Here is a 24,839-nt window from a genome sequence, read left to right on the forward strand (position 1 = left end):
GGGCCTCATCAAGTTGTGTTGGGTAAAGCTTAACCGCTTAACTAATTTGGCGTCAACCGCCCGCTCAATGACCCACTCGGCGGAGGCCAGATACGGGTTTTCCCGCTATGGAAGCTGGGAAGTCGCCTGCAAACTCCGTTCAGTTAATCGCTTAAGCCAATCTGATGACCTCTGCCGCCAAACCCCCGATTGCCCTGCAGGTGCCCCCCGCCCGGATCACCGCGGAAACGGGCTTCCTCCAGCTCGGGCGTTACCCCCGCGCCGGCCGTGAGCTGACCGTCAACAGCCGCTGGATCGAACGCGACGGCCAGCCGTGGATGCCGGTGATGGGCGAGTTCCACTACTCGCGCTTCCCCGAATCGGAATGGCGCACGGAACTGCAGAAGATGGCCGCCGGCGGGATCGACATCGTGGCCACCTACGTGTTCTGGAACCACCACGAGGAAGTCCAGGGCCAGTTCGACTGGCATGGCCAGCGCAACCTGCGCCGCTTCACGGAACTGGCCGCCGAGACCGGCCTGCTGTTCTACCTGCGCCCCGGCCCGTGGGTGCACGCCGAAGCGCGCCTGGGCGGCCTGCCCGACTGGCTCGTGGCCGAAGGCCCCGTGCGCAACAACGACGCCGGTTACCTGCGGCACGTCGAGCGCTTCTATGGTGAGATCGCCACGCAGCTGCGCGGCCTGATGTGGTGCGACGGCGGTCCGGTGATCGGCCTGCAGATCGAGAACGAATACGACCAGGTGGGCCCGGGCCGCGGCGCGGAACACATCGCGGCGCTGCAGCAGATCGCCATCGCGAAGGGCCTCACGGTGCCGTTGTACACGGTGACCGGCTGGCCCACGCTCGACATCCCCGAACGCGACGTGATCCCGGTGTCCGGGGCGTACGCGGATGGCTTCTGGAGCGGCTCGGCCGAGCCGTTGCCCCCGTCCGGCGTGTTCCTGTTCGACACCAGCCGCGCCATCGGCGAGATGGGCAACGTGGGCGGCACGCCCGCGGCCGGCCGCATCGACAAGTCGCACTACCCGTTTTTCCTGGCCGAGGCCGGCGGCGGCATGCACGTGTCGTACCATCGCCGCCCCGCGGTCACCACGGATGACGTGGCGGCCACCGCGCTGGTGCAGGTAGGCTCCGGCGCCAACCTCTACGGCTATTACATGTACCACGGCGGGGCCAATCCCGCGGCGATCGTCCCGGGCGCCACCCTCAACGAGACCCAGGCCACCGGCTACCCCAACGACGTGCCCGTGATCGGCTACGACTTCCGCGCCCCCCTCGGCCAGTACGGCCAGGTGCGGCCTTCCTATGGCCGGCTGCGTTGCCTGCACCAGTTCATGGCCGCGTTCGGCGCGGACGTGGCGGCCATGGACGCCGTGCTGCCCGACGACCGTGCGCCATCGCCCGATGACCGCACCAAGCTGCGCGTGGCGTTGCGCGGTGCCGGGGACGAGGCGTTCCTGTTCGTGAACAACCACGTGCGCCACCACCCGATGCCCGACTTCGCCGGCGTGCAGTTCGACGTGGCCACGTCGCGTGGCACCGTGCGGCTGCCCGCGGCACCGGTCACCGTGCGCACCGGCGCCTACTTCATCTGGCCGGTGGGCCTGCGCCTCGGCGCGGCCCGCCTCGCCCACGCCACCGTGCAACCGCTCACCCGCTGGACCGACGGCGGCCGCCAGGTGTTCGTGGCATTCGCGCTGCCGGGCATCGACAGCACGCTGTGTTTCGACACCGCCGGCGTGCAGGCCATCGGCCTGCCGGCGGCCCAGGTGCGGTGCACGGACGACGGCTGGTTCGTCACCGCCGAACCGGGCCAGGCACCGCTCGTCTTCACCGTCACGGATGCCGACGGCGTGGTCCACACGGTGGTGCTGCTGTCGCAGGACCAGGCCGACCAGTGCCTGCACACCCGCACCCTCGGCCGCGACCGCCTGCTGATCAGCGACCAGCCGCTGCACCTCGACGGCACCGACGCCGTGCTGTCCGTGCCGAACGACCAGCGCGGCAGCGTGCAGGTGTTCCCGGCCGACGATTTGCCCGGCGGTGGGACCGGCTTCCTGTCGATCGATGCCGGTGTCGCCCCGGTGTACCTGGACCCGGTCGGGGTCGAGGTGCTGCGCATGAACGCGCAACCGCCCGCCGTGCAGTGGGGCCCGGTGGTCTCGTGGCGCGGCAAGTCCACGCCCCTGGCGCCCGACGACACCGCCTACGACACGGCCACCCGGCTGCGCCTGACCATCCCCGACAGCGTGCCCACCGGCTCGGGCCGCGTGCTGCTCACGCTCGACTATGTGGGCGACACCGCCCGGCTGTACGCCGACGGCGAACTCGTCGACGACCACTTCCACGACGGCGAACCGTGGTACATCGGCATCGACCGCTTCGCCGCGGACGGCCGCTGGCCCCGCTTCGAACTCGCGATCCTCGCCGCCGACCCGGTTGCCCCCATCTTCCTGGAAGACAAGGCCCGGGCACGCCTGCACCGCACCCCGGTGCCCACCTTGCTGAGCGTGCGCCTCCAGGCGTGGCGCACCCACCGCGTGCCGTTCGGCCCGTCGCAACTCTGATTGGATTTCCCATGGCCAGCGTCACCCTGGATCGCCTGTACAAGCGCTACGACGGCGGCAACGACATCGTCCGCGACGTGTCGCTCGAGATCGCCGACGGCGAGTTCTGCGTTTTCGTGGGCCCGAGCGGCTGCGGCAAGTCCACCTTGCTGCGCATGATCGCCGGGCTCGAGGACATCACGCAGGGCGCCCTTCACATCGGCAAGCAGCAGGTCAACGACCTGGCGCCGTCCGAGCGCAACGTGGCGATGGTGTTCCAGAACTACGCCCTGTACCCTCACCTCGATGTGGCCCAGAACATCTCGTTCGGGCTGAAGCTGGCCGGCATGTCGGGTGCCGACATCCGCGCCCGCGTCAGCCAGATCGCCAAGGTGCTCGAGATCGGCCACCTGCTCGACCGCAAGCCGCGCGCGCTGTCGGGCGGCCAGCGCCAGCGGGTGGCCATCGGCCGCGCGCTCGTGCGCAACCCGGGTGTGTTCCTGTTCGACGAGCCGCTGTCGAACCTCGACGCCGCGCTGCGCACGCAGACGCGCCTCGAGATCGCCCGCATGCACCGCGAGTACGGCCGCGCGAGCACCATCTACGTCACCCACGACCAGGTCGAGGCCATGACCCTCGGTGACAAGATCGTGCTGCTGCATGCTGGCGAAGAGATGACCCGCCACGGCAGCGTCGCGCAAGTGGGTGCGCCGATGGACCTGTACCAGAACCCGCGCAACCTCTTCGTCGCGCGCTTCATCGGTTCGCCGCAGATGAACCTGCTGACCGCGCAGGTCATGTCGATCGACCATGGCGGCCCGCTGCTCGGCCTGGTCGACGGCACGCTGGTGAAGGCGGCCGTCCGCCCCGACGGCCTCGCCGCCGGCACCCAGGTCACGCTCGGCATCCGCAGCGAACACCTGAGTCTTTGCGAGCCGGGTGGCCAGAACGTCATCACCGGCCGCATCCAATGGGTCGAGAAGCTCGGCGACACCACCTTCGCGTACGTGGACACCGCCCACCAACGCGCGGTGGTCGTGCGCCTGCCCGGCGAAAGCCCGGTCACCGTGGGCGACGCCGTCGGCCTGCGCCTGCCGGCCGACCGCCTCCATGTTTTTGGCGAGGACGGCATGGCCGTGCCGCGCCTTCCCGCTTGATTGACATGGGCTGCCACATCGCAGCCGACGCGACCGTCCGCGTGTTCGACGGAGTGAGTTCACCGCAAGGAGACACTGGCATGACAACGATTCGCAACCTCGGCACCCCATCGCGCCGCCGCACCACCCTCGCGATCGCCGCAGCGGCCTGCCTGGGTGCGTTGTTCGGCACCCCGCTCGCCCACGCCGCCGGCAAGGGTGAACTGCTGATCTGGATCAACGGCGACAAGGGCTACGAAGGCCTCGCCAAGATCGGCGAGAAGTTCACGAAGGACACCGGCGTGGTCGTCAAGGTCGAGCACCCCGAGGAAGCCATCGCCAAGTTCGAGCAGGCCGCGGCCGCGGGCAAGGGCCCGGACATCTGGATCTGGCCGCACGACCGCTCGGGCAGCTGGGCCAGCGCGGGCCTGATCACGCCGGTGTCGCCGTCGAAGAAGACGGTCGACGGCATCGACGAACTCGCGTGGAAGGCCTGGACCTTCGGCGGCAAGACCTGGGGCTACCCCATCTCGATCGAGGCCGTGGGCCTGATCTACAACAAGGACATGGTCAAGACGCCGCCGTCGTCGTGGGACGAGGTGATGGCGCTCGACAAGCAGCTGTCCGCCCAGAAGAAGCACGCCATCCTCTGGCCCACCACCGAGATCTACTACTCGTACGGCCTGATCTCCGCCGGCGGCTACGCGTTCAAGCGCAACGCCGACGGCACGTACGACGCGAAGGACGTGGGCGTGAACCGCCCCGGCGCCATCAAGGGCATCGACACGCTGATGACCCTCATCAAGTCGGGCGCGGTGCCGAAGACCGCGAACTATGCCGACGCCGAAGCCGCGATGAACGAAGGCCGCGTGGCGATGATGATCAACGGCCCGTGGAGCTGGAACAACCTGAAGAAGAGCAAGATCAACTTCGGCGTGGCCCCGTTCCCGAAGGTGGACGGCAAGCAGGGCGGTCCGTTCGTGGGCGTGCTGGGCGCCATGGTGAGCACCGCCAGCACCAACAAGGAACTGGCCAACGAGTTCATCGAGAACTACGTGCTGTCGCCGGCCGGCCTGAAGGCCATGAACGCCCACGTGCCGCTGGGCGTGCCGGCGAACAAGGCCTACTATGCCGAACTGAAGTCGGACCCGCTGATCGCCGGCACCATGCAGGCGGCCCAGGCAGGCACGCCGATGCCCAACAACGCGGAGATGACGCGCTTCTGGACGGTCATGTCCGCCGCCATGCAGAACATCACCCAAGGCCGCGAGCCGGTGAAGGAAGGTCTCGACCGTGCGGCCCAGCGAATCAAGGGTGGTGAATGACCACGCTGACCATGCCCGTGCCTGAGGTCGGGGTTCGCCGCCGCGGGTGGTTGCACCTCCTGCTCGCGGCCGCGGGCGTGCTCGCACTGCTGGTGTCGCTGGCCGTGGTGGTGATGCTGATCGCCGCCCGGCAGCACCTGACCGCGGCCGGCGTCATGGCCGTGCTGGGCGCGGGGGTGCTGATCTACATCCACCCCCGCCTGTACGCCTGGCGCTACGTGGTGCCCGGCGCGCTGGCCGCGCTGGTGTTCATCGTGGTGCCCATGGGCTACACGGTGGCCATCGGGTTCACCAACTACAGCTCCGAACACCTGCTGCCATTCGAGCGCGCCACCGAGGTGCTGCTCAGCCGCACGAACAGTGACGGTGCCGGCGCCGGCTTCGACTTCCGCCTGATGAAGGACGGCGCACGCCACCGCATCGGGTTCACCGGCGAGGACGGCAAGCACTACGTGTCGGCCCCGTTCGACCTGGGGCAGGCCCAACGGGTGCCCGTGGCCGAGTCCTCGGCCGAGCCGGACGACTCCGCCCTGCCCCTCAAGAGCGTGATCGCCCTGCAGGATGCGCTCAAGCAGGTGACCGCGGTGCTGCCCGACGGCACCGAGCTGCGCCAGAGCAGCCTGCGCCGCTTCGTGGCAAGCCGACCCGCCTACACCCGCAACGCCGACGGCAGCCTCACCGACAACGCCGACGGCGTGCGCATCGAGGCCAACTGGGCGGCCGGCTACTGGCAGCGCGCCGATGGCCAGACCCTGGCGCCGGGCTTCCGCGCGTCGGTGGGCTGGAACAACTACGTGCGCATCTTCACCGAGCAGCGGTTCCTCGAGCCGTTCCTGCGGGTGTTCGCGTGGACCATCAGCTTCGCCGGGCTCAACACGCTGTTCACCTTCGCGCTGGGCGTGGTGCTGGCGGTGGCGTTGAACTGGACCGCGCTGCGCGGCCGCAACTTCTACCGGATCATGCTGTTCCTGCCCTACGCGGTGCCGGCGTTCATCTCGATCCCGGTGTTCCGCGGGCTCTTCAACGAGAACCTCGGCGAGATCAACATGGTGCTCGACCAGCTGTTCGGCATCCGCCCAGGCTGGTTCTCGGACGCCACGCTCGCGCGCTCGATGGTGCTGCTGGTCAACGCGTGGCTCGGCTACCCGTACATGATGATCCTGGCGATGGGGCTCATCAAGGCCATCCCCGACGAGCTGTACGAAGCGTCGGCGCTGGCAGGTGCCGGGCCGCTGACCAACTTCTTCCGCATCACGCTGCCGCTGATCGCCCGGCCCATCGCGCCGCTCTTGATCGCGTCGTTCGCGACGAACTTCAACAACCTGACCCTGATCGCGCTGCTGACCAACGGCGCGCCGGACTACCTCGACACCGCGGTGCCGGTGGGCGCGACCGACCTGCTCGCGTCCTACACGTACCGCATCGCGTTCCAGGACTCGGGGCAGAACTACGCCCTCGCCTGCGCGATCTCGTCGATCGTGTTCCTCATCGTCGCAACGCTGGCGGTGGTGAACCTGAAATTGTTCAAAGTGGGTCGGGAAGAAAGGTGAACCCATGGCCGTCGTCCTGAAAAAATCCCACCGCTGGCGCGTCGTCGGCATGCACGTGGCGCTGCTGACGTTCATCACGCTCACGGTGCTGCCGTTCCTGATGATCCTGTCCATCTCGCTGCGCCCCGGCAACTTCGCCGGCGGCCACCTGATCCCGCCGGAGATCAGCTTCGAACACTGGAAGCTCGCGCTCGGCATGTCCTACCAGGACGCCGATGGCACGTGGGTAAAACCACCGTTCCCGGTGCTGCAGTGGATCGTCAACTCGTTCAAGGTGGCGGGTATCTCCGCCGCGGTGTCGCTGCTGCTGTCCATCACGAGCGCCTATGCATTCGCCCGCATGCGCTTCAAGGGCCGCGACGCCACGCTGAACGGCCTGCTGCTGCTGCAGATGTTCCCGTCGGTGCTGGCCCTGGTGGCCATCTACGCGCTGTTCGACCGCATCGGCGAGTTCGTGCCGTGGCTGGGGCTGAACAGCCACTGGAGCCTCGCGCTCGCCTACACCGGCGGCGTGGCGCAGCACATCTGGCTCATCAAGGGCTACTACGACAGCGTGCCGCGGGAGCTGGAGGAAGCCGCGGCCGTGGACGGTGCCACGCCGTTCCAGGCGTTCGTCTACGTGCTGCTGCCGATGGCCCTGCCCATCCTGGTGGTGGTGTTCGTGCTGGCGTTCCTGGGCGGCATGATCGAGTACCCGATCGCGTCGGTGCTCATGCACGACGAGAGCAAGCTCACGCTGGCCGTCGGCTCGCGCCTGTTCCTGTTCAACCAGCGTTACCTGTGGGGCGACTTCGCCGCCACCGCCATCCTGGCGGGGCTGCCGTTGACGCTGCTGTTCCTCGTGACCCAGCGCTGGCTGGTGTCCGGGCTGACCTCGGGGGCCGTGAAGGGGTGAGGCACGAACCGCGCGCCGGAGGGCTTCGTTTATGCTCGCCAGCATGACTCTTTCCTCGCCCCACCCCGCACATGACCACGCTGGCTGAAGTCGCGCGCAAGGCCGGCGTGACCGGGGCCACCGTGTCCAACGTGCTGCGCGGCCGCGGCAAGGTGGGCAACGAGACGCGCGAACGGGTGCTTGCGGCCGTTCGCGAGCTGAACTACCGCCCCAACCTCACCGCCCGCGCGCTCGCCGAAGGCAAGCCGCAGACGGTGGCGCTGGTGGTGTCCAGCATCGCCAACCCGTTCTACCCCGAGTTCGCGCTCGCGGTGGAGCAGGCCGTGCGCAAGCTCGGCTACTTCCTCGTGGTGTGCAACACCAACGACGACCCGGCCCAGGAACGCGCCTACCTCGACGCCATCGTCGGGTCCCTCGCCCACGGCGTGCTCGTGATGAACGCCGACTTCGTGCAGATCGAGGAACTCGTCGCGCTGCGCCAGCGCGGCGTGCCGGTGGTGCTGTGCATGTGGGAGAAGCCCGACACCCCGCCGCCGCTGCCGAGCGTCGCGGTCGACTTCTTCCGTGCGGGCATGGTGGCCGCGGAACACCTGATCAAGCTGGGCCACCGGCGCATCGGTGCGGTGCTGGGCAGCGAGTTGAGCGGCAACCACATCTGGCGCTACCGCGGCTTCTGCGAGGCCATGAGCCGTGCGGGCATCGACCTCCTCGAGAACGGCACGGTGTGCGGGCACGACACGATCGACGCAGGGCGCAACGCCGGCCATGCGCTGCTCGCCGCGGTGCCCGACCTGACCGCCATCTTCGCGTCCAACGACCTGCCCGCGCTCGGTGTGCTGCAGGCCGCGGCCGACCTGGGCCTGGACGTGCCGGGTGACCTGTCGGTGATCGGCATCACCGACATCCAGCTCGCACACCAGGTGCGGCCCGCGCTCACCACGGTGGCCGTGCCCATCCAGGAATCCGCCGAACTGGCGGTGGAGATGATCATGCAGATGATGCGCGAGAAGGGGCCGGAAGGCAGCAGCGCACCGGCGATGCTGCGCGAGGCTTCCGTACCGCGCTTGGTGGTTCGCGCGTCCACGGCCCGGCCTGGCAAGGGCTGACCCTTCTCGAAGTCGGCATTCGTGAATTCCACGACCGAAAGAGTGTCCCGATAAGACACCAGGCGCGTCCCGTTCATGGGGAAGAATCCCCCATGGACACCGACGACCTCTTCCCTGGGTTCACCACGCAGGACATCCCGACCGGCGGCGGCGTGCACATCCGCGTGCGGTCCGGCGGCCGGGGCCGCCCACTGCTGCTGTTGCACGGCCACCCCCAGACCCATGCCATCTGGCACAAGGTGGCGCCGGAGCTCGCCGGGCATTTCACCCTGGTGCTGGCCGACCTGCGTGGCTACGGCGGCTCGTCCAAACCTGCCGGCACGGCGGACCATGGCAACTACGCCAAGCGCACGATGGCCCGCGACATGGTGCGCGTCATGCAGGCGCTGGGCCACGCGCACTTCGACGTGCTCGCCCACGACCGCGGCGCGCGCGTGGCCCATCGCCTGGCCGTGGACCACGCTGCCGCCGTGCGCCGCCTGGTGCTGCTCGACATCGCCCCCACGCTCGCCATGTACGAACAGGCCGGCGACACCTTCGCGCGGGCGTACTGGCACTGGTTCTTCCTGATCCAGCCGGCACCGCTGCCCGAGCGCCTGATCGAGGCGGACCCGGCCGCGTACGTGCGCGACGTGATGGGGCGGCGCAGCGCCGGCCTCGCGCCGTTCGATCCCCGGGCCCTGGCCGCGTACCAGCATGCGCTGTCGTTGCCCGGTGCGGCGCACGGCCTGTGCGAGGACTACCGGGCCTCCGCCGGCATCGACCTCGACCACGACCGCACCGACCGGGACAACGGCGTGCGCCTGGCCGCGCCGCTGCTCGCGCTGTGGGGACAGGACGGCGTGGTGCACCGCTGCTTCCGGCCACTCGACGAATGGCGCCGCGTGGCCGGCGACGTGCGGGGCCGGCCCCTGCCCTGCGGCCACTACATCGCCGAGGAGGCGCCCGATGCACTCCTCGCCGAGGTGATCCCGTTCCTGACCGGCGAACAGGTCCACCCATGAGCGCGCGCCGATGCAGCGGCGCCGGTGGCCGCAGCTGACCCGCGTCAGAGGCTCAGCCTCTCAGATCCCGGGGCCGGACACCCGCGCCGGCAGCGCGGCCAGGCGCGCCCACCCGTCCGCGTCGATCCCGCTGCAGTTGGGCAACCACAGCGTCTCCAGCGGCAGCTGCGCCAGCGCCGGCACGGCACCCGAGGTGAGCTTCGGCTCGCCGGGGTCGGCACCAATCGTCAGGTGCTGCAGCGGCAAGCCCACGAGGTGGGCCACGCCGGCATCGGTGAGCCATGGGCTGTCGGACAGGCTGAGGTGGCGCAGCGGCAGCTGGCGCAGGCACGCCAGGTCCGCATCGCGCAGGTTCAGCCCGCCCAGGTCCAGCCGCTCCAGCGGCAGACCGAGCTCGGCCAGCGCGCGCAGCGCCTTGCCGTCGATCCCGCGGCAGTAGCCCAGGTCCAACGCCTTCAGCGGCAAACCCGCCAGGTGTTTCAGGCCCTTCGCGGTGACCTCGTTCAACGACAGGTCGAGCGACTCCAGGGCCAACCCCTCCAGGTGCGCCAGGCCGCGTTCGGAGAACCCGCGCATGTCACCGAGCGCCAGGCGCTTGAGCGGCAGGCCGCGCAACGCATCCAGCGTGTCGCCCAGGCTGCCCAGCTGGCGCGGGCACTTCAAGGCGAGGTCGGTGAGCGGCATGCCGTCGAGTTCGGCCAGCCCATCCTCGGTGACGTAGGAGCTGTCCAGCGACAGCCGTTCGAGCGGCAAGTGCCGGATGGCCGCCAACACCGCGTCGCCCGCGTAACACTGGTCGAGGCTCAGCGACCGCAGCGACGTGAGGCCGGAGAGGCACGACGGATCCTTCGAAAGGGCACTGTTCCAGCCGATGGCCAGGTGTTCCAGCGGGTGACCCCGCAGGCGGGCCACCCCGCGCGACGTGATGCCCGCGGCTCGTTCGAACGTGAGTGACCGCAACGTGAGCCGCGACAGCTCGCGCAGGCCGTCGTCCGTCACCTCGTCGCAGTAGTTCAACGACAGCTCTTCGAGCACACCGCCGGCCAGGTGGTCGAGGAAGGTGTCGTCGAAGTCCTCGCCGTGTGTGTGCAGCTTCAGCCGGCGCAACCGTTCGAGCGATGGCAGTCCACTGCTGTCGTCGGCGCGTGAGAACGTGCTGATCTCCAGCGATTCGAGGCGCAGCGCCGGCAGCCGGCGCCACACGGCCCGGCCGCAGGCGAAATGCGGCCCGTCGAGCACCAGCGAGCGAAGCGGCAGGCCGGCCAGTGCATCGAGCCAGCCCACCTCGGCGTCCGGCAGGTCGAGGTGATCCACCGGCAGGCCCTGCAGCTGCATCAGCCACGGCGCCACGCGGTTGGCCCGCTCGGTGGTGATCAGGCTGGCAAGGGCCGCGATGGCGGCCGGGTCGCGCAGGCCCGCGGCCACGCGCAGGCCGTCGAGCGACGCCTCGCCGGTGTCGAGCAGGTCGCGGTAGAGCGCGGCACGGGCCGCGACGTCGTCGGGGTGGTCGTTCAGGCGGGCCCGGAGGGCGGGGCGATCGAGGTTCAGCATGCCCCGATTGTCGGGGATCACATCGCCACGTACCGGCCCGGCTTGTGGTTCACAGCCAGTGTGAGGTTCAGCGCCAGCGCACCCACCAGCGAGTAGCCGATGCGCAGCGGGTCCACCACGAACAGGGCCGCCACCAGGATGCACACGTCCACCACCATCTGCACCTTGCCCGCGCGCCAGCCGCGGTCCTGCTGCAGCAACAGCGCGACGATGCCCACGCCGCCCAGGCTCGCCTTGTGGCGAAACAGGATCAGGAACCCCGCGCCGGCCAGCAGCCCGCCCAGCACCGCCGCGTACAGCGGGTGCAACATGTCAAAGCGCAGCACGAACGGCTGCAGTTCCGTGAAGACCGACAGCAGCGCCACCGCCGCGAACGTCTTGGCCGTGAACACGTGGCCCATGCGGCGCCACGCGATCCAGTAGAACGGCAGGTTGAGCACGAAAAACAGCTTCCCGAACCCGATGCCGCTCGCGTAGTGCAGCAAGAACGCGAGGCCCGCGGTGCCCCCCGTCAGCAGCCCGGCGTGCTTGAACATCGCCACACCGAGGGCGATCAGCAGCGTGCCGGTGATCAGCGCCTGGGCGTCTTCGAGCAGGGTGTGGCGGTCGATGGGGTCGGACATGGGATTCACTGCGACCGGGACTGCACCATCCGCAACCGCCGGGCGGCCTCCTCGGCCAGCGTGTCGTCGATCTCGCGCTTGACGGCGTCCAGGTCCACCGGCTTGTCGACCTGCTCGAAGCGGCCGGTCAGCGGGGCATCGGCGGTCAGGGCGCCCCGCTCGAACAGCGCCCAGATCTCGCGGCTGAACTGCGTCTCCAGCAGGTCGGGGGCGAACTGGCCGAAGAAGTTCTTCAGGTTCGTCACGTCGCGGTCGAGCATCGACTGCGCGTGGTTGTTGCCCGCCGCGTCCACCGCCTGCGGCAGGTCGATCACCACCGGGCCGTCGGCGCCCATCAGGATGTTGTATTCCGAGAGGTCGCCGTGCACGACCCCGGCCGCGAGCATGCGCACCACCTGGCGGATCAGGAATGCATGGTGCTCGCGGGCGGCGTCGGCCTCGAACATGACGTCGTTGAGGCGCGGGGCTGCGTCACCGTCGGCATCGGTGACGAGCTCCATCAGCAGCACCCCTTCGTGGAACCCGATGGGTTCGGGCACCCGCACGCCCGCGGCGGCCAGCCGGTACAGCGCATCCACCTCGGCGCTTTGCCAGGCGGCTTCCTGCGACTCGCGCCCGAACCGCGTGCCCTTGGCCATGGCACGGGCCTGGCGGCTGTTCTTGGTCTTGCGGTTCTCGGTGTAGTCGACCGCCTGCCGGAAGCTGCGCTGCTGCGCTTCCTTGTAGACCTTCGCGCAGCGGGTGTGCTCGCCACAACGGACGACGAACACCATGGCTTCCTTGCCACTCATCAGCTGGCGCACCACGCTGTCGATCAGCCCGTCTTCGAGCAGCGGCATCAGCCGCGGGGGAATTTTCATCGCCGGATGGTAGCCGGTCGCGCCGAACGGCATCTTCAGCAGGCAGGCCAACAGCGCGTGGCGCGCGCCAATCCCTTCAGGCGACCGCCCCTTGCGCATGCAGGCGGATCTGCTCGGCGAGAAAGCGGTACAGCCGCTCGTCGTCGCTGAACGCCACGTTGAAACGCAGCCAGCCGGTGGGCCGCGGCTCGGTCAGGAACAGGTGGCCGGGCCCGAGCAGGATCCCGGCGCCCACGGCCTGCTGCGACAGCTCGGCGCCATCGGTCAGGTCCGGGTGCCGCGCCCAGAGGTACAGGCCGGCCTTGGGCTCGCTGAACAATTCGAAGCCCAGCTCGGTCAAGCGCTGCGCGACGCTGCCGTGGGCCTGCGCCAGCCGGTCGCGCAGGGCCTTGAGGTGCTTGCGCCAGCGCCCCTCGGACAGCGCGCCGAAGGCGAGCCGCTCGGTGATGTCGGACGAGGTCAAGCCCGACACCATCTTCAACTGCGTCAGGTCACCCAGCAGGTCCGGCCGCGCCACCAGGTAGCCGACCCGGATGTTCGGCGAGATCGTCTTCGAGTAGCTGCCGACGTAGACGACGCGGCGCAGCTGGTCCAGGCTGGCCAGCGACGGACGCGGCTCGGGGTCGAGATCGGCGTAGATGTCGTTCTCGACCACCGCCAGGTCGTGCTTCTCGGCCAGCTGCAGCACCCTGTACAACTGTGCCACCGGTGTGACCGAGTTGGTCGGGCTCTGCAGGCGCGGCTGCGTGAAGAAGACCTTGGGCCGATGCTCGATCAGCAGTGCCTCCAGCACCGCCAGGTCGTAGCCGGCGGGCGCGCGTGGCACGCCCACCAGCCTCGCACCAAGGAAGCGCAGCATGAACATCAGGTTCGGATAGCCGGGGTCGTCGACCAGGACGGTGTCGCCGGGGCGGACCAGGCAACGCGCCACCAGGTCGAGCGCCTGGCTGGAGCCCTGGGTGAGGAGGACACTCTCGGCACCGACCGCGATCTGGCGTTCGGCCAGGGACTCGGCGATGAGCACCCGCAACGCCATGTGCCCGTGCGGCAGCCCGTAGCCGCCGAGTTCGGCACCATCGCTCGAGAGCTGCCGCAGGCTGCGGCGCACGCCCTCCTCGAACAACCAGTCGTTCGGCAGCCAGCCGCAGCCGGGCTTGAGCGCCAGGTTGCGGTTCTCGAAGATCTGGCGCAGGTACCAGCGCGCGTCAAAACGCAGATCAGCGCTCGGCGCCTCGCCGGGCAGCGCCGCGGCGCCGGTACGGGCCTTGACGAAAAACCCCGCATTGGAGCGCGACACGACCCAACCCTGTGCCACCAGCCGGTCGTAAGCTTCGACCACGGTGAACACGCTGACCGAATGCCGGGCGGCCAGCGCACGGATCGACGGCAGCTTGGTCCCCGGGCGCAGGGCCTGCTCGGCAATCAGGCGCCGGAAGCCGTCGACGATCTGGCTGACCAGGGGCGTGGGCGATTCTGGGTTGAGGGTGATCATGCGAGGACTGGGATCCCGGTGCACCGTGAGAGGGCTTCCATGTACAGGGCACGGCGCCAATACAGTACACCGCGGATGGTGGACGGATGTACATGGTATTCGCTGTGCGCGATGCCTACAGTCCGGCTTTCACCACTGGGAGACGACATGAACCGCGAACTGCCGATCACGAACCCGACGAACGCCGCGCTGATGGCGCGCCGGCGGGCCGCCGTGGCCCGTGGTGTCGGCCAGGCCCACGACATCTTCGTCGCCCGCGGCCTGAACGCCGAGGTCTGGGACGTCGAGGGCCGCCGCTACCTCGACTTCGCCGGCGGCATCGCCGTGCTCAACACCGGGCATTGCCACCCGCGGATCATCGACGCCGTCAAAGCCCAGCTCGACCAGTACACCCACACCTGCTTTCAGGTGCTCGCCTACGAACCCTACGTCGAGCTGGCCGAGCGGCTGAACGCGCTGGCGCCCGGCGCCTTCACGAAGAAGACCGTGTTCCTGTCGACCGGCGCCGAGGCGGTCGAGAACACCGTGAAGATCGCCCGCGCCTACACGAAGCGCCCCGGCATCATCGCCTTCAACGGCGGCTACCACGGCCGCACGCTGCTGACCCTGGGGCTGACCGGCAAGGTGGCTCCCTACAAGACCGGCTTCGGCCCGTTCCCCGGCGAGGTGTTCCACGCGCTGTTCCCGAACGAACTGTACGGTGTCAGCGTCGACGACGCACTCCACTCGGTGGAGCTGCTGTTCAAGAACGACATCGAGGCCGAACGCGTCGCCGCCTTCATCATCGAGCCGGTGCAAGGCGAAGGGGGCTTCCACGTCGCTCCCAATGCATTCATCGCTGGCTTGAAGGCGCTGGCCGACCGGCACGGCATCCTGCTGATCGCAGACGAAGTGCAGACCGGCGCCGGCCGCACCGGCACATGGTTCGCGAGCGAGCAGTGGCCGGTCGCGCCCGACCTGATCGCCTGTGCCAAGTCGCTCGCGGGCGGCTTCCCGCTCTCGGCCGTCATCGGTCGGGCCGAGGTGATGGACGCACCGGCCCCCGGCGGCCTCGGCGGCACCTACGCCGGCAGCCCGATCGGCTGCGCCGCCGCGCTGGCGGTGCTCGAGACCTTCGAGGAAGACCGGCTGCTCCAGCGCTGCCAGGCCCTGGGCGAGCGGCTGCGCGCCGGGCTCAAGGCGATCGCCGCCCGGGTGCCGGCGATCGGCGATGTGCGCGGGCTGGGCTCGATGCTCGCGATCGAATTGTTCCAGGGCGGGCCCACGCGCCAACCCGACGCCGACCTCACCCGCCGAGTGGTCACCGAGGCGGCCCGCCGCGGTCTCATACTGCTGTCTTGTGGCACGCACGGCAACGTGATCCGGATCCTGGTGCCCCTGACGGCGCCCGACGCGCAGGTCGACGAAGGCCTGCAGATCCTGGCCGACAGCTTTGCCGCCGTGTCCTGAACCTGCCGAACCGCAACGCCGAACACCATGCGCCCCGTCCACACCCCCCAAGCACCGGCCGCCACCACCGGCCCCGCACCGCGCACGGCCCCGGACGTGCCCCTGGTGCGCTTCATCGGCGTGCAAAAGACCTACGACGGCGTGCAGCTGGTCGTGCGCCAGCTCGACCTGGACGTCCGGCGCGGCGAGTTCCTCACCCTGCTCGGCCCGTCCGGCTCGGGCAAGACCACCACCTTGATGATGCTGGCCGGTTTCGAATCGCCCACCGCCGGCGAGATCCTGCTCGATGCCAAGCCGATCACCCGCACGCCCCCGCACAAGCGCAACTTCGGCATGGTCTTCCAGAACTACGCGCTGTTCCCGCACCTCACGGTGGGCGAGAACGTCGCGTACCCGCTGACGGTTCGCAAGGTGTCGAAGCCCGAGGCGGCCCAACGCGTGGGGCGCGCCCTCGAGATGGTCCGCCTGCAGGGCATGGCCGAACGCCTCCCGTCGCAACTCTCGGGCGGCGAGCAGCAGCGCGTGGCGCTGGCACGCGCGCTGGTGTTCGAGCCGCAACTGGTGCTGATGGACGAACCGCTGGGTGCGCTGGACAAGCAGTTGCGCGAGCACATGCAGATCGAGCTGAAGGAACTGCACCGCCAGCTCGGCGTGAGCTTCGTCTACGTGACCCACGACCAGGGAGAGGCACTGACGATGTCGGACCGCGTCGCGGTGTTCAACGATGGCGCGATCCAGCAGCTCGACACGGTCGACCGCATGTACGAAGCGCCCGCCAATCGCTTCGTCGCGGGTTTCATCGGCGACAGCACGATGCTTCGCGGCACCGTGCGTGCGGCGCAGGTGGACGACGACAGCGAGCGGTGCGGCATCGTGCTGACCGATGGCCGCGTGCTGACCGGCCTCAATGTCAACGGCGCCCCGGTCGGCGCGCAGGTCGAAGCCTGCATCCGGCCCGAGCGCATCGTCGTCCACACCCACGCCGTCCACGACCGGGGCAACGTGCTGCAGGCACAGGTTCGCAACGTGATCTATTTCGGCGACCACCTGCGGCTGCTGTGCATGGTCGGTGACGGCCAGAGCGACGCCACCGTCAAGCTGCCGCTGTCGGTGCCCGCGATGCCGCGGCCCGGCGACACCGTCTGGCTCGAGCTGGCGCCCGAGCTGACCCGGATCTACGCTTGACCCGCCCCGCGGAAATGTTCCCCATCCACCCTAGGAGAGTGACACCATGAACAAGCGCATCCTCGCCGCCACCCTCGTTGCAGCCATGTCGCTCCCGGCACTGGCGCTGGCGCAGCAGATCACCGTCGTGAACTTCGGCGGCGCCAACGCGAACGCGCAGAAGAAGGCGTACTACGAGCCCTTCGAGAAAACCGGCACCAAGGTCGTCGCGGTCGAATACAACGGCGAGCAGGCCAAGATCAAGGTCATGGTCGAGACCAGGAAGGTCACCTGGGACGTGGTCGAGGTCGAGTCGCCCGATGCCGCCCGCGGCTGCGACGAGGGCCTGTTCGAGAAGCTCGACTACAGCAAGATCGGCAACAAGGCCGACTTCCTTCCCGCCGCGGTCACCGAATGCGGCATGGGCGTCTTCGTCTGGTCCACCGTGATGGCCTACAACGGCGACAAGCTGAAGGACGGTCCGAAAACCTGGGCCGATTTCTGGGACGTCAAGAAGTACCCCGGCAAGCGCGGCATGCGCAAGGGCGCGCGCTACAACCTCGAATTCGCGCTGATGGCCGACGGCGTGAAACCCGGCGACGTCTACAAGGTTCTCGCGACCAAGGAAGGCGCCGAGCGCGCGTTCAAGAAGCTCGGCGAGCTCAAGCCGAGCATCCAGTGGTGGGAAGCCGGTGCGCAGCCGCCCCAGTTCCTGGTCGCCGGGGACGTGACGATGACGACCGTGTTCAACGGCCGCATCGACGCCGCCAACCGCGAAGGCAAGAACCTGAAGATTTCCTGGACCGGCGGCATCTACGACCTGGACTACTGGGTCATCCCGAAGGGTACGCCGAACAAGGAGGCTGCGTTGAAGTTCATCGCCTTCGCGAGCAAGCCCGAGACCCAGGCCGAGTACGCGAAGAACATCGCCTACGGCCCGACCAACAACAAGGCGCTGTCCAAGCTCGATGCCAAGGTCCTCGACAACCTGCCGACGTCGCCCACCAACTCGAAGGACGCGCTCCAGCTCAACCTCAAGTTCTGGGCCGACCAGGGCGAGGATCTCGAGAAGCGCTTCGCTTCCTGGGCCACGAACTGATCGGTCCGTGCCGGCAGGGGGCCGCCCCACGGCACCCTGCCGGTGCAACCCTCCCCCACCATGAGCTCCAGCCTCGCCCCCGCCCTTCCCGGCATCCAAGACCCTCACGGCCTGCGGCGCCAGTTGGCGCGGGCCGAGCGGCTTCGCAAGCTGCGTGCCTTCTCGCTCACGCTGCCCTTGCTGCTGTTCCTGCTGCTGACCTTCCTGGTGCCCATCGCCACGCTGCTCAAGCGTGCGGTCGAGAACCCCGAGGTCGCCAACGCGCTGCCGCACACCGTCGTCGCGCTGCAGGACTGGAACCGCGAAGGCGTCCCCGAGGCCGACGCGTTCGCGGCCATCGCCAAAGACCTGGCCTCGCTGTCCGACAGCTCCGACGCCGGTGCGCTGGCGCGCCGCCTCAACAGCGAGGCCCCCGGCGCCCGCTCGCTCGTGATGGGCACCTTCAAGGCCCTGCCGCTCGAAGACGCCGCGACCCCGGCCGCCATGAAGACCCGGCTGCTCGCGCTCGACGAGCGCTGGGGCGAAACCACGTATTGGCGCGCGATCGCCAAGAACGCTTCGCGCTGGACGCCCGACTACCTGCTCACCTCGGTCGACCTGCGGCGCGACGCGCACGGGGCGATCGAGCGCGCCGAACCCGAACTGCGGGTGTTCGGCCGCATCCTCCTGCGGACGTTCGAGATCAGCGCCGTCGTCACGCTGTGGGCCCTGCTGCTGGGTTATCCGCTCGCGTACTGGCTCAGCACCTTGCCGGCACGCCGGGCCAACGTGCTGATGATCCTGGTGCTGGTGCCGTTCTGGACTTCGATCCTGGTGCGCGTGGCCGCGTGGATCGTGCTGCTGCAGTCCGAAGGCCTGGTGAACCACGCACTGATCGGCATGCACTTGATCGAGGCGCCGCTCGCGTTGCTGTTCAACCGCACCGGCGTGGTCATCGCGATGGTGCACATCCTGCTGCCGTTCATGATCCTGCCGCTGTACAGCGTCATGAAGAGCGTGCCGCCCACCTACCTGCGCGCGGCGATCTCGCTGGGCAGTTCGCCGCTGGCCGCGTTCTTCCGCGTCTACGTGCCGCAGACCTATCCGGGCGTCGGCGCGGGCGCGCTGCTGGTGTTCATCCTGAGCATCGGCTACTACGTCACGCCAGCGCTGCTCGGCGGTGCCGACGACCAGATGCTGAGCTACTACATCGCGCAGTACACCAACGTCACCGTCAACTGGGGCATGGCGTGTGCGCTCGGTGCCCTGCTGCTCGCGGCGACGCTGGTGCTGTACGCGATGTACCGGCGCGTCACGAAGTCCGAACTGAGCCTGGGCTGAAGACCATGAGTACCCTGTCGAACCTGCTGCCGCGGTTCCCCGCCTATGCCACGCCACTCGACAAGCTCGGCTGGTGGGCCCTGCGCGCTGCCTGCATCGGCGTGCTCGGGTTCCTGCTGCTGCCGATCCTGGTGATCATCCCGCTGTCGTTCAGCGACAGCTCGTTCCTCGTCTATCCGATCACCGGCTGGTCGCTGAAGTGGTACCAGAACCTGTTCACATCGGACGAGTGGGCACGCGCCGCCAAGAACAGCTTCATCATCGCGCCTGCCGCGACGCTGATCGCGACCGCGCTCGGCACGATGGCCGCGGTCGGGCTGGCGCGCACGCAGTTCGCGTTCAAGGGCCTGTTGATGAGCCTGCTGATCGCGCCGATGGTGGTGCCGATCGTCGTGGTCGGCGTCAGCACCTACCTGTTCTTCGCCCCCCTCGGGCTGGCCGACAGCTACGCCGCGCTGATCATCGTGCACGCCGCCTTGGGTGCGCCTTTCGTGCTGACCACCGTGCTCGCCACGCTGCAGGGCTTCAACCAGAACCTGGTGCGTGCGAGCCTGAGCCTGGGCGAGAGCCCGCTGCGCACCTTCTTCCGCGTCACGCTGCCGGTGATCGCGCCGGGCGTGATCTCCGGCGCGCTGTTCGCGTTCGCGACCTCTTTCGACGAGGTGGTGGTGGTCCTGTTCCTGGCGGGCCCCGAGCAACTGACCCTGCCTCGCCAGATGTTCAACGGCATCCGCGAGAACATTTCACCCACCATCGCCGCGGTCGCGACCCTGCTGATCCTCTTCACCACCAGCCTGCTGCTGACGCTGGAATGGCTGCGCGGACGGCGCCGCTGAACCTGATTTGACGGAGACCCTCCCTTGGACATGAAGACCTCCCCACTGGCCACCCTCGACGACCCGGGCCTGCTGAAGACCCACGGCCTGATCGGCGGCGAATGGGTCGCGGGAAGCAACCGCTTCGACGTGATCGACCCGGCCACGGGCCTGAAGCTCGCCGACGTCGCGAACCTCGGCGCCACCGAGACCCGACTCGCGATCGACGCAGCAAACAGGGCCTGGCCGCTGTGGCGCGCCAAGACCGCGAAGGAGCGCGCCGCGATTCTGATGAAGTGGTTCCAGCTGCTGCACCTGCATGCCGACGATCTGGCGCGCATCATGACCGCCGAGCAGGGCAAGCCGCTGGCCGAGGCCAAGGGCGAGGTCGGCTACGGCGCCAGCTTCATCGAGTGGTTCGCCGAGGAGGCACGGCGCGTCTATGGCGAGACCGTGCCCACCACCGACAACAACAAGCGCTACCTCGTCATCAAGCAGCCGATGGGCGTGTGCGCGGCCATCACGCCGTGGAACTTCCCCATCGCGATGATCACGCGCAAGGTGGCGCCGGCATTGGCGGCCGGTTGCCCGGTGGTCATCAAGCCGGCCGAGCAGACGCCCTTGTCGGCGCTGGCCGTGGCGGAGCTGGCGCAGCGCGCCGGCATGCCTGCCGGCGTGCTGAACGTGATCACCGCCGACGGCACCAACGCCGTCTCGGTGGGCAAGGTGCTGTGCGCGAGCGACATCGTGCGCCACCTGTCCTTCACCGGATCCACCGAGGTCGGCCGCATCCTCGCCGCGCAATGTGCGCCGACGATCAAGAAGCTCTCGCTCGAGCTCGGCGGCAACGCGCCCTTCATCGTGTTCGACGACGCCGACATCGACAGCGCCGTCGACGGCGCGATCGCCGCCAAGTACCGCAACGCCGGCCAGACCTGCGTCTGCGCCAACCGGCTCTACGTGCAGAACGGGGTCTACGACCGCTTCGTCGAGAAGCTCGCCGCCAAGGTCGCGGAGATCAAGGTCGGCAACGGCTTCGAGCCGGGCGTGAACCAGGGTCCCCTGATCGATGACCAGGCCGTCGAGAAGGTCGATCGCCATGTCGCCGACGCCGTCGCCAAGGGCGCCAGGCTGCTCACCGGCGGCCATCGGATCGGGGAGCGCTTCTACGCCCCGACCGTGCTGGCGGAGGCCACCGGCGAGATGCTGTGCGCCCGCGAGGAGACCTTCGGCCCGCTGGCGCCGGTCTTCCGCTTCAAGACCGAAGACGAGGCCATTGCGCTCGCGAACGCCACCGAGTTCGGCCTGGCCAGCTACTTCTACAGCCGCGACATCGGCCGCATCTTCCGCGTCGGCGAGGCACTGGAGTACGGCATGGTGGGCGTGAACACCGGCCTGATCTCGACCGCCGAAGTGCCATTCGGCGGCGTCAAGCAGTCCGGCCTCGGGCGCGAGGGCTCGCACCACGGCATCGCCGACTACCTCGAGATCAAGTACTTGTGCCTCGGTGACCTCTTGAAGTGAAGCCGAACTCCCGGTCGAGGTAGGCCTGCATCGCCTCCGTGGCGGCCACGAAAACCCTTAGGGGTTCCGGATGAGTTCAAAAACGATATCGCGCGCGAGCAAGAAGTCATTGGATGGTCACGCAACCCAACCGCTAGCATGCCCGCCACGTGCTCGAGTGCTTGCGCTCAGGGCGGAAAAGGAAAAGCGCCCATCCGGCGCAACGGGAGGCATCGCATGCAAAACGTCAGTCGTGTGGCAGGCCGGGGCGTGTTCAGGTCTCGCCTCTTTTCAGAAGGGCTGTTGGCGCTTCATCCTCGCAGGCTGTGGGCGCCTGCCGGACTGGCGGGTTTGGCCGCGTCCCTGTTGATGCTGCCCGCCAGCGCCGCAACCATCGCCCCGGGTGCTCAATCGCTGCAGTCGGTCAACTTCCCCACGCGTTCGATCGCGCACGCCAGCGGCCTCGGCGCGCTGCCCATGGTGTCGGCCACCAGCACCGAACAGGCCAAGGCCGACGCCACATTGACCGTGACACCGGGCCTTGCCAACGGCCCGCCCGAGTGCGTGTCGTTCCAGGCGGCCAACGGCATGTGGCTGCGCCACAAGGACTATCGCATCCGCCTGGCGCAGAACGACGGCTCGGAAACCTTCCGGGGCGACGCCACTTTCTGCGTGCGCGACGGTGCGACCGCCGGCACGGTGCGCCTGGAGTCATACAACTACCCAGGCCGCTTCATCCGGCACCGTGACTACCAGCTGTGGGTCGACACCCATTCGAACGCCGCACCGTTCCCGTCCGACAGTTCGTTCAAGGTGATTGCGCCCTGGTCACCCAGCGCCCGCAAGAACCCGGCGATCAAAGGCTTGTTCGGCGACCCCAACATCGTCAATTTCGACGGCCGCTACTACGTCTACCCGACCTCGGACGGCTACGCCGGCTGGAGCGGCACCCAGTTCCGCACCTTCTCGTCGCTTGACCTCGTCAACTGGACCGACCACGGCAACATCCTCTCGCTGGGGGTCGATGTGACCTGGGCGACCGGCCGGGCCTGGGCACCGACCATTGCGCGCAAGAACGGCCGCTACTACTTCTATTTCTGTGCCGACACGAACATCGGCGTGGCCTCGTCCGCCAGCCCCACCGGGCCGTTCACCGATGCCCTCGGGCGCCCGCTCGTGGCGGCCGGCTTCCGATCCGGCCAGATGATCGACCCGCACGTCTTCACCGCCAGCGATGGCTCGTCGTACCTGCTGTGGGGCAATGGCGGGGCCTATGGCGTGCAGCTGAACGACGACATGGTGTCGTTCAGTGGCACGGTCCAGACCTTCTCGCTGCCCAACTTCCGCGAGGGACTGTTCATGCACGAGCGCGCCGGCACCTACTACCTCTCGTATTCGGTGGATGACACACGCAGCGAGAACTACCACGTCGACTACGCCACCGGGCCCTCGCCGCTCGGGCCCTGGACCTACCGCGGCACGCTGCTGCAGAAAGACCTCGCGCTGGGCGTGAAGGGCCCGGGCCATCACTCGATCGTGCAGCAGCCCGGCACCGACAACTGGTTCATCGCGTACCACCGTTTCGCCGTGCCACTTGGGGATGGCACCAACCGCGAGGTCGCCATCGACCGACTGGTCCACAACGGCGATGGCACGTTGCAACGTGTGGTGGTGACCCCCTGAGGCGTCCTCACCGAACAAGAAGACATCCAGGCCACTGAACGGGCAGGCCCACGAGCCCGGTGGCGACTTGTCATCACAGGTCGAGGCAGCCCACAATGGGCGTTGCCCATGGACACCATCCCCGCATCCCCCGTCAACGGCGTCACACGCGCACGTGTGTTGCGCTGGGCCGCGGGCCTGTCACTCGCCACCACGCTGCCCGCCGGGGCGGCCGCTGCCCCCATGGACCAGCGCCGCATCCCCACGTCAGGCGAATCGTTGCCGGTGATCGGTTGTGGCACCTACGTCGGGTTCGACCACGCGCCCGGCAGCCCCGAGTACGGGCGGCTGCCCGGGGTGCTCGATGCGCTGTTTGCGGCCGGCGGTTCCGTGCTCGACAGCTCGCCCATGTACGGCCGCGCGGAGGCCACCACCGGCGAGCTGCTCGGCAAACGCCCGGCGTTCGTGGCCACGAAGGTGTGGACGTCGGGCCGGGACGCCGGCATCCGGCAGATGGAAACATCGATGCGGCTGCTGGGGCGTCCGCGCATCGACCTGATGCAGATCCACAACCTGGTGGATTGGCGCACCCACCTCGCCACGCTGCGGCGCTGGAAGGACCAGGGCCGCGTTCGCCACATCGGCATCACGCACTACACGTCGTCGGCGTACGGGGAGGTGGAAGCCGTGTTGCGCGCCGAGCCGCTCGACTTCCTGCAGATCAACTACGCGTTCGACGACCGCGACGCGGCAGCGCGGCTGCTGCCGCTGGCGGCGGACCGCGGCGTGGCCGTGCTGGTGAACCGGCCGTTCGGCGGCGGGGGTCTGCTGCGTCGCACCCGCGACCTGCCACTTCCTGGTTGGGCCGCCGAGATCGGGGCCGCGAGCTGGGCGCAGGTGCTGCTGAAATTCGTGCTGAGCCACCCGGCCGTCACGTGCGCCATCCCGGGCACGGGCCGGCCCGAACACATGGTGGACAACGCGGCCGCCGGACGCGGCCCGCTGCCGTCACCGGCGTTCTGGGCGGACAAGGCGATCGGCTGATCCCTCAGTCCGTGGCCTTGCCACCGAGCAACGCGTCGCGCGTGCTGCCACGCACCTTCGGGCCGATCCACACCTTCATCAGCATCGGGAAAAACGTCTCGCCCTGGATCGCATCACCGACGCGCTGGCCGTTCAGCGTGAACTCGGTGAGCTTGGTGGCGGGGTAGTAGTCCACCACGATCTCGTCGCCCTTGTTCACACGCTTGCGGTTGCCGAACACGGTACCCAGCTGCGACGTGGCCACGATGTTGGCCGAGAACTCGGCGGTCGGGACGTTCTGGCGGATGCGGTCGAGCATCGCGTTCGACAGGTCACGTGCCGAGACCTCGCGGATCATGAAGAAGTGAATGCGCTTGACACCCTTCTCGCCCGTAGCACCGTCCATGGTGGTGTGCTTCCTGGGCAGGTAGATCGCCACCACGGTCGACTTGGTCGACAGGATGCTCGACACACCGGCGCCGTTGAGTTGCAGCACCTGGCCTTGCACCGTGGCGGTGTCGGCGAACTTGAATCCCTCCACCTCGACCTCGGCGCGTGCGCCGACACTGACAGCCACCAGGGCAACGGCTGCGGCAACCCCCCGCAAGGAGGCAAGAGAGGCGATGAAACGCATGTGAATCCTTCAGAACTTGGAACGGTGACTCGTCAAAACCGGAACCAACCGGCGGTGACGCGATGGCAACTGTAAGCGTTGG

The 24,839-nt window shown here is 68.6% G+C and carries 20 protein-coding genes; 15 read left to right on the forward strand and 5 right to left on the reverse strand.

What is annotated here, in order from left to right; genetic code table 11:
• The first annotated feature begins 164 nt into the window (after nt 1–164).
• The 7 genes from ASC87_RS17105 (at nt 165) to ASC87_RS17135 (ending at nt 9,562) form a co-directional block, all read left to right on the forward strand.
• On the forward strand, nt 165–2,567 hold the full coding sequence (locus ASC87_RS17105; protein WP_056664537.1) for a beta-galactosidase: 2,403 nt from the start codon (nt 165–167) through the stop codon (nt 2,565–2,567).
• Between the two features lie 11 nt (nt 2,568–2,578).
• Nucleotides 2,579–3,703 carry an ABC transporter ATP-binding protein gene (locus ASC87_RS17110; RefSeq protein ID WP_056664541.1) on the forward strand — a complete coding sequence of 375 codons (1,125 nt, stop codon included), beginning with the start codon at nt 2,579–2,581 and terminating at the stop codon, nt 3,701–3,703.
• A gap of 80 nt (nt 3,704–3,783) precedes the next feature.
• Nucleotides 3,784–5,007 (forward strand): maltose/maltodextrin ABC transporter substrate-binding protein MalE, encoded by a 1,224-nt coding sequence (malE, locus tag ASC87_RS17115; RefSeq protein WP_056664545.1) that lies wholly within the window; start codon nt 3,784–3,786, stop codon nt 5,005–5,007.
• Nucleotides 5,004–6,557, forward strand: a complete 1,554-nt coding sequence (malF, locus tag ASC87_RS17120; RefSeq protein WP_082568692.1) for a maltose ABC transporter permease MalF — start codon at nt 5,004–5,006, stop codon at nt 6,555–6,557. Before malE ends, malF begins: the two co-directional genes overlap by 4 nt.
• 4 nt (nt 6,558–6,561) lie before the next feature.
• Complete coding sequence (gene malG, locus ASC87_RS17125) at nt 6,562–7,452, forward strand: maltose ABC transporter permease MalG (RefSeq protein WP_056664548.1); 891 nt, start codon at nt 6,562–6,564, stop codon at nt 7,450–7,452.
• A 71-nt stretch (nt 7,453–7,523) separates the two neighbouring features.
• Entirely contained in the window at nt 7,524–8,558 is a 1,035-nt protein-coding gene (locus ASC87_RS17130) for a LacI family DNA-binding transcriptional regulator (RefSeq protein ID WP_056664551.1), read from the forward strand.
• A 92-nt stretch (nt 8,559–8,650) separates the two neighbouring features.
• Nucleotides 8,651–9,562 carry an alpha/beta fold hydrolase gene (locus ASC87_RS17135; protein WP_056664554.1) on the forward strand — a complete coding sequence of 304 codons (912 nt, stop codon included), beginning with the start codon at nt 8,651–8,653 and terminating at the stop codon, nt 9,560–9,562.
• Nucleotides 9,563–9,622: 60 nt separating this feature from the next.
• Here ASC87_RS17135 and ASC87_RS17140 read toward each other — a convergent pair whose 3' ends face one another.
• The 4 genes from ASC87_RS17140 to ASC87_RS17155 form a co-directional block, all read right to left on the reverse strand.
• A complete protein-coding gene (locus ASC87_RS17140; protein ID WP_056664557.1) occupies nt 9,623–11,113 on the reverse strand; it encodes a hypothetical protein in 1,491 nt (496 codons plus the stop codon).
• Between the two features lie 17 nt (nt 11,114–11,130).
• On the reverse strand, nt 11,131–11,736 hold the full coding sequence (locus ASC87_RS17145) for a YitT family protein (RefSeq protein WP_056664561.1): 606 nt from the start codon (nt 11,734–11,736) through the stop codon (nt 11,131–11,133).
• Between the two features lie 5 nt (nt 11,737–11,741).
• Entirely contained in the window at nt 11,742–12,596 is an 855-nt protein-coding gene (locus tag ASC87_RS17150) for a PA4780 family RIO1-like protein kinase (protein WP_056665078.1), read from the reverse strand.
• Between the two features lie 76 nt (nt 12,597–12,672).
• Nucleotides 12,673–14,088, reverse strand: a complete 1,416-nt coding sequence (locus ASC87_RS17155; protein WP_056664565.1) for a PLP-dependent aminotransferase family protein — start codon at nt 14,086–14,088, stop codon at nt 12,673–12,675.
• 147 nt (nt 14,089–14,235) lie between these two features.
• Here ASC87_RS17155 and gabT point away from each other — a divergent pair, with 147 nt between their 5' ends.
• From gabT to ASC87_RS17195, 8 genes are all read left to right on the forward strand, one after another.
• Complete coding sequence (gene gabT / locus ASC87_RS17160; protein ID WP_056664568.1) at nt 14,236–15,537, forward strand: 4-aminobutyrate--2-oxoglutarate transaminase; 1,302 nt, start codon at nt 14,236–14,238, stop codon at nt 15,535–15,537.
• A gap of 27 nt (nt 15,538–15,564) precedes the next feature.
• A complete protein-coding gene (locus tag ASC87_RS17165) occupies nt 15,565–16,722 on the forward strand; it encodes an ABC transporter ATP-binding protein (protein WP_082568693.1) in 1,158 nt (385 codons plus the stop codon).
• A 46-nt stretch (nt 16,723–16,768) separates the two neighbouring features.
• A complete protein-coding gene (locus tag ASC87_RS17170) occupies nt 16,769–17,800 on the forward strand; it encodes an ABC transporter substrate-binding protein (protein WP_056664571.1) in 1,032 nt (343 codons plus the stop codon).
• A gap of 60 nt (nt 17,801–17,860) precedes the next feature.
• Nucleotides 17,861–19,120 carry an ABC transporter permease gene (locus tag ASC87_RS17175; protein ID WP_056664574.1) on the forward strand — a complete coding sequence of 420 codons (1,260 nt, stop codon included), beginning with the start codon at nt 17,861–17,863 and terminating at the stop codon, nt 19,118–19,120.
• Nucleotides 19,121–19,125: 5 nt separating this feature from the next.
• On the forward strand, nt 19,126–19,956 hold the full coding sequence (locus tag ASC87_RS17180; protein ID WP_056664577.1) for an ABC transporter permease: 831 nt from the start codon (nt 19,126–19,128) through the stop codon (nt 19,954–19,956).
• Between the two features lie 24 nt (nt 19,957–19,980).
• Nucleotides 19,981–21,459, forward strand: coding sequence for an NAD-dependent succinate-semialdehyde dehydrogenase (locus ASC87_RS17185; protein WP_056664580.1), 1,479 nt, complete (start codon nt 19,981–19,983; stop codon nt 21,457–21,459).
• 330 nt (nt 21,460–21,789) lie between these two features.
• Entirely contained in the window at nt 21,790–23,121 is a 1,332-nt protein-coding gene (locus ASC87_RS32460; protein WP_056664584.1) for a family 43 glycosylhydrolase, read from the forward strand.
• Nucleotides 23,122–23,343: 222 nt separating this feature from the next.
• On the forward strand, nt 23,344–24,144 hold the full coding sequence (locus ASC87_RS17195) for an aldo/keto reductase (RefSeq protein ID WP_235582201.1): 801 nt from the start codon (nt 23,344–23,346) through the stop codon (nt 24,142–24,144).
• Nucleotides 24,145–24,148: 4 nt separating this feature from the next.
• Here ASC87_RS17195 and ASC87_RS17200 read toward each other — a convergent pair whose 3' ends face one another.
• Nucleotides 24,149–24,757, reverse strand: coding sequence for a chalcone isomerase family protein (locus ASC87_RS17200; RefSeq protein WP_056664590.1), 609 nt, complete (start codon nt 24,755–24,757; stop codon nt 24,149–24,151).
• Nucleotides 24,758–24,839: the final 82 nt, after the last annotated feature.

It is taken from the genome of Rhizobacter sp. Root1221, assembly GCF_001425785.1.
Classification (GTDB): Bacteria; Pseudomonadota; Gammaproteobacteria; order Burkholderiales; family Burkholderiaceae_C; genus Rhizobacter.

Coding starts and splice junctions, on each gene's coding strand:
- malF (WP_082568692.1), top strand. CDS start 5,004: ATGACCACGCTGACCATGCCCGTGCCTGAGGTCGGGGTTCGCCGCCGC.
- ASC87_RS17150 (WP_056665078.1), bottom strand. CDS start 12,596: ATGAAAATTCCCCCGCGGCTGATGCCGCTGCTCGAAGACGGGCTGATC.
- ASC87_RS17195 (WP_235582201.1), top strand. CDS start 23,344: ATGGACCAGCGCCGCATCCCCACGTCAGGCGAATCGTTGCCGGTGATC.
- ASC87_RS17200 (WP_056664590.1), bottom strand. CDS start 24,757: ATGCGTTTCATCGCCTCTCTTGCCTCCTTGCGGGGGGTTGCCGCAGCC.
- ASC87_RS17170 (WP_056664571.1), top strand. CDS start 16,769: ATGAACAAGCGCATCCTCGCCGCCACCCTCGTTGCAGCCATGTCGCTC.
- ASC87_RS17175 (WP_056664574.1), top strand. CDS start 17,861: ATGAGCTCCAGCCTCGCCCCCGCCCTTCCCGGCATCCAAGACCCTCAC.
- ASC87_RS17105 (WP_056664537.1), top strand. CDS start 165: ATGACCTCTGCCGCCAAACCCCCGATTGCCCTGCAGGTGCCCCCCGCC.
- ASC87_RS17165 (WP_082568693.1), top strand. CDS start 15,565: ATGCGCCCCGTCCACACCCCCCAAGCACCGGCCGCCACCACCGGCCCC.
- ASC87_RS17140 (WP_056664557.1), bottom strand. CDS start 11,113: ATGCTGAACCTCGATCGCCCCGCCCTCCGGGCCCGCCTGAACGACCAC.
- ASC87_RS17180 (WP_056664577.1), top strand. CDS start 19,126: ATGAGTACCCTGTCGAACCTGCTGCCGCGGTTCCCCGCCTATGCCACG.
- ASC87_RS17135 (WP_056664554.1), top strand. CDS start 8,651: ATGGACACCGACGACCTCTTCCCTGGGTTCACCACGCAGGACATCCCG.
- ASC87_RS17155 (WP_056664565.1), bottom strand. CDS start 14,088: ATGATCACCCTCAACCCAGAATCGCCCACGCCCCTGGTCAGCCAGATC.
- ASC87_RS17130 (WP_056664551.1), top strand. CDS start 7,524: ATGACCACGCTGGCTGAAGTCGCGCGCAAGGCCGGCGTGACCGGGGCC.
- gabT (WP_056664568.1), top strand. CDS start 14,236: ATGAACCGCGAACTGCCGATCACGAACCCGACGAACGCCGCGCTGATG.
- malG (WP_056664548.1), top strand. CDS start 6,562: ATGGCCGTCGTCCTGAAAAAATCCCACCGCTGGCGCGTCGTCGGCATG.
- malE (WP_056664545.1), top strand. CDS start 3,784: ATGACAACGATTCGCAACCTCGGCACCCCATCGCGCCGCCGCACCACC.
- ASC87_RS17110 (WP_056664541.1), top strand. CDS start 2,579: ATGGCCAGCGTCACCCTGGATCGCCTGTACAAGCGCTACGACGGCGGC.
- ASC87_RS17145 (WP_056664561.1), bottom strand. CDS start 11,736: ATGTCCGACCCCATCGACCGCCACACCCTGCTCGAAGACGCCCAGGCG.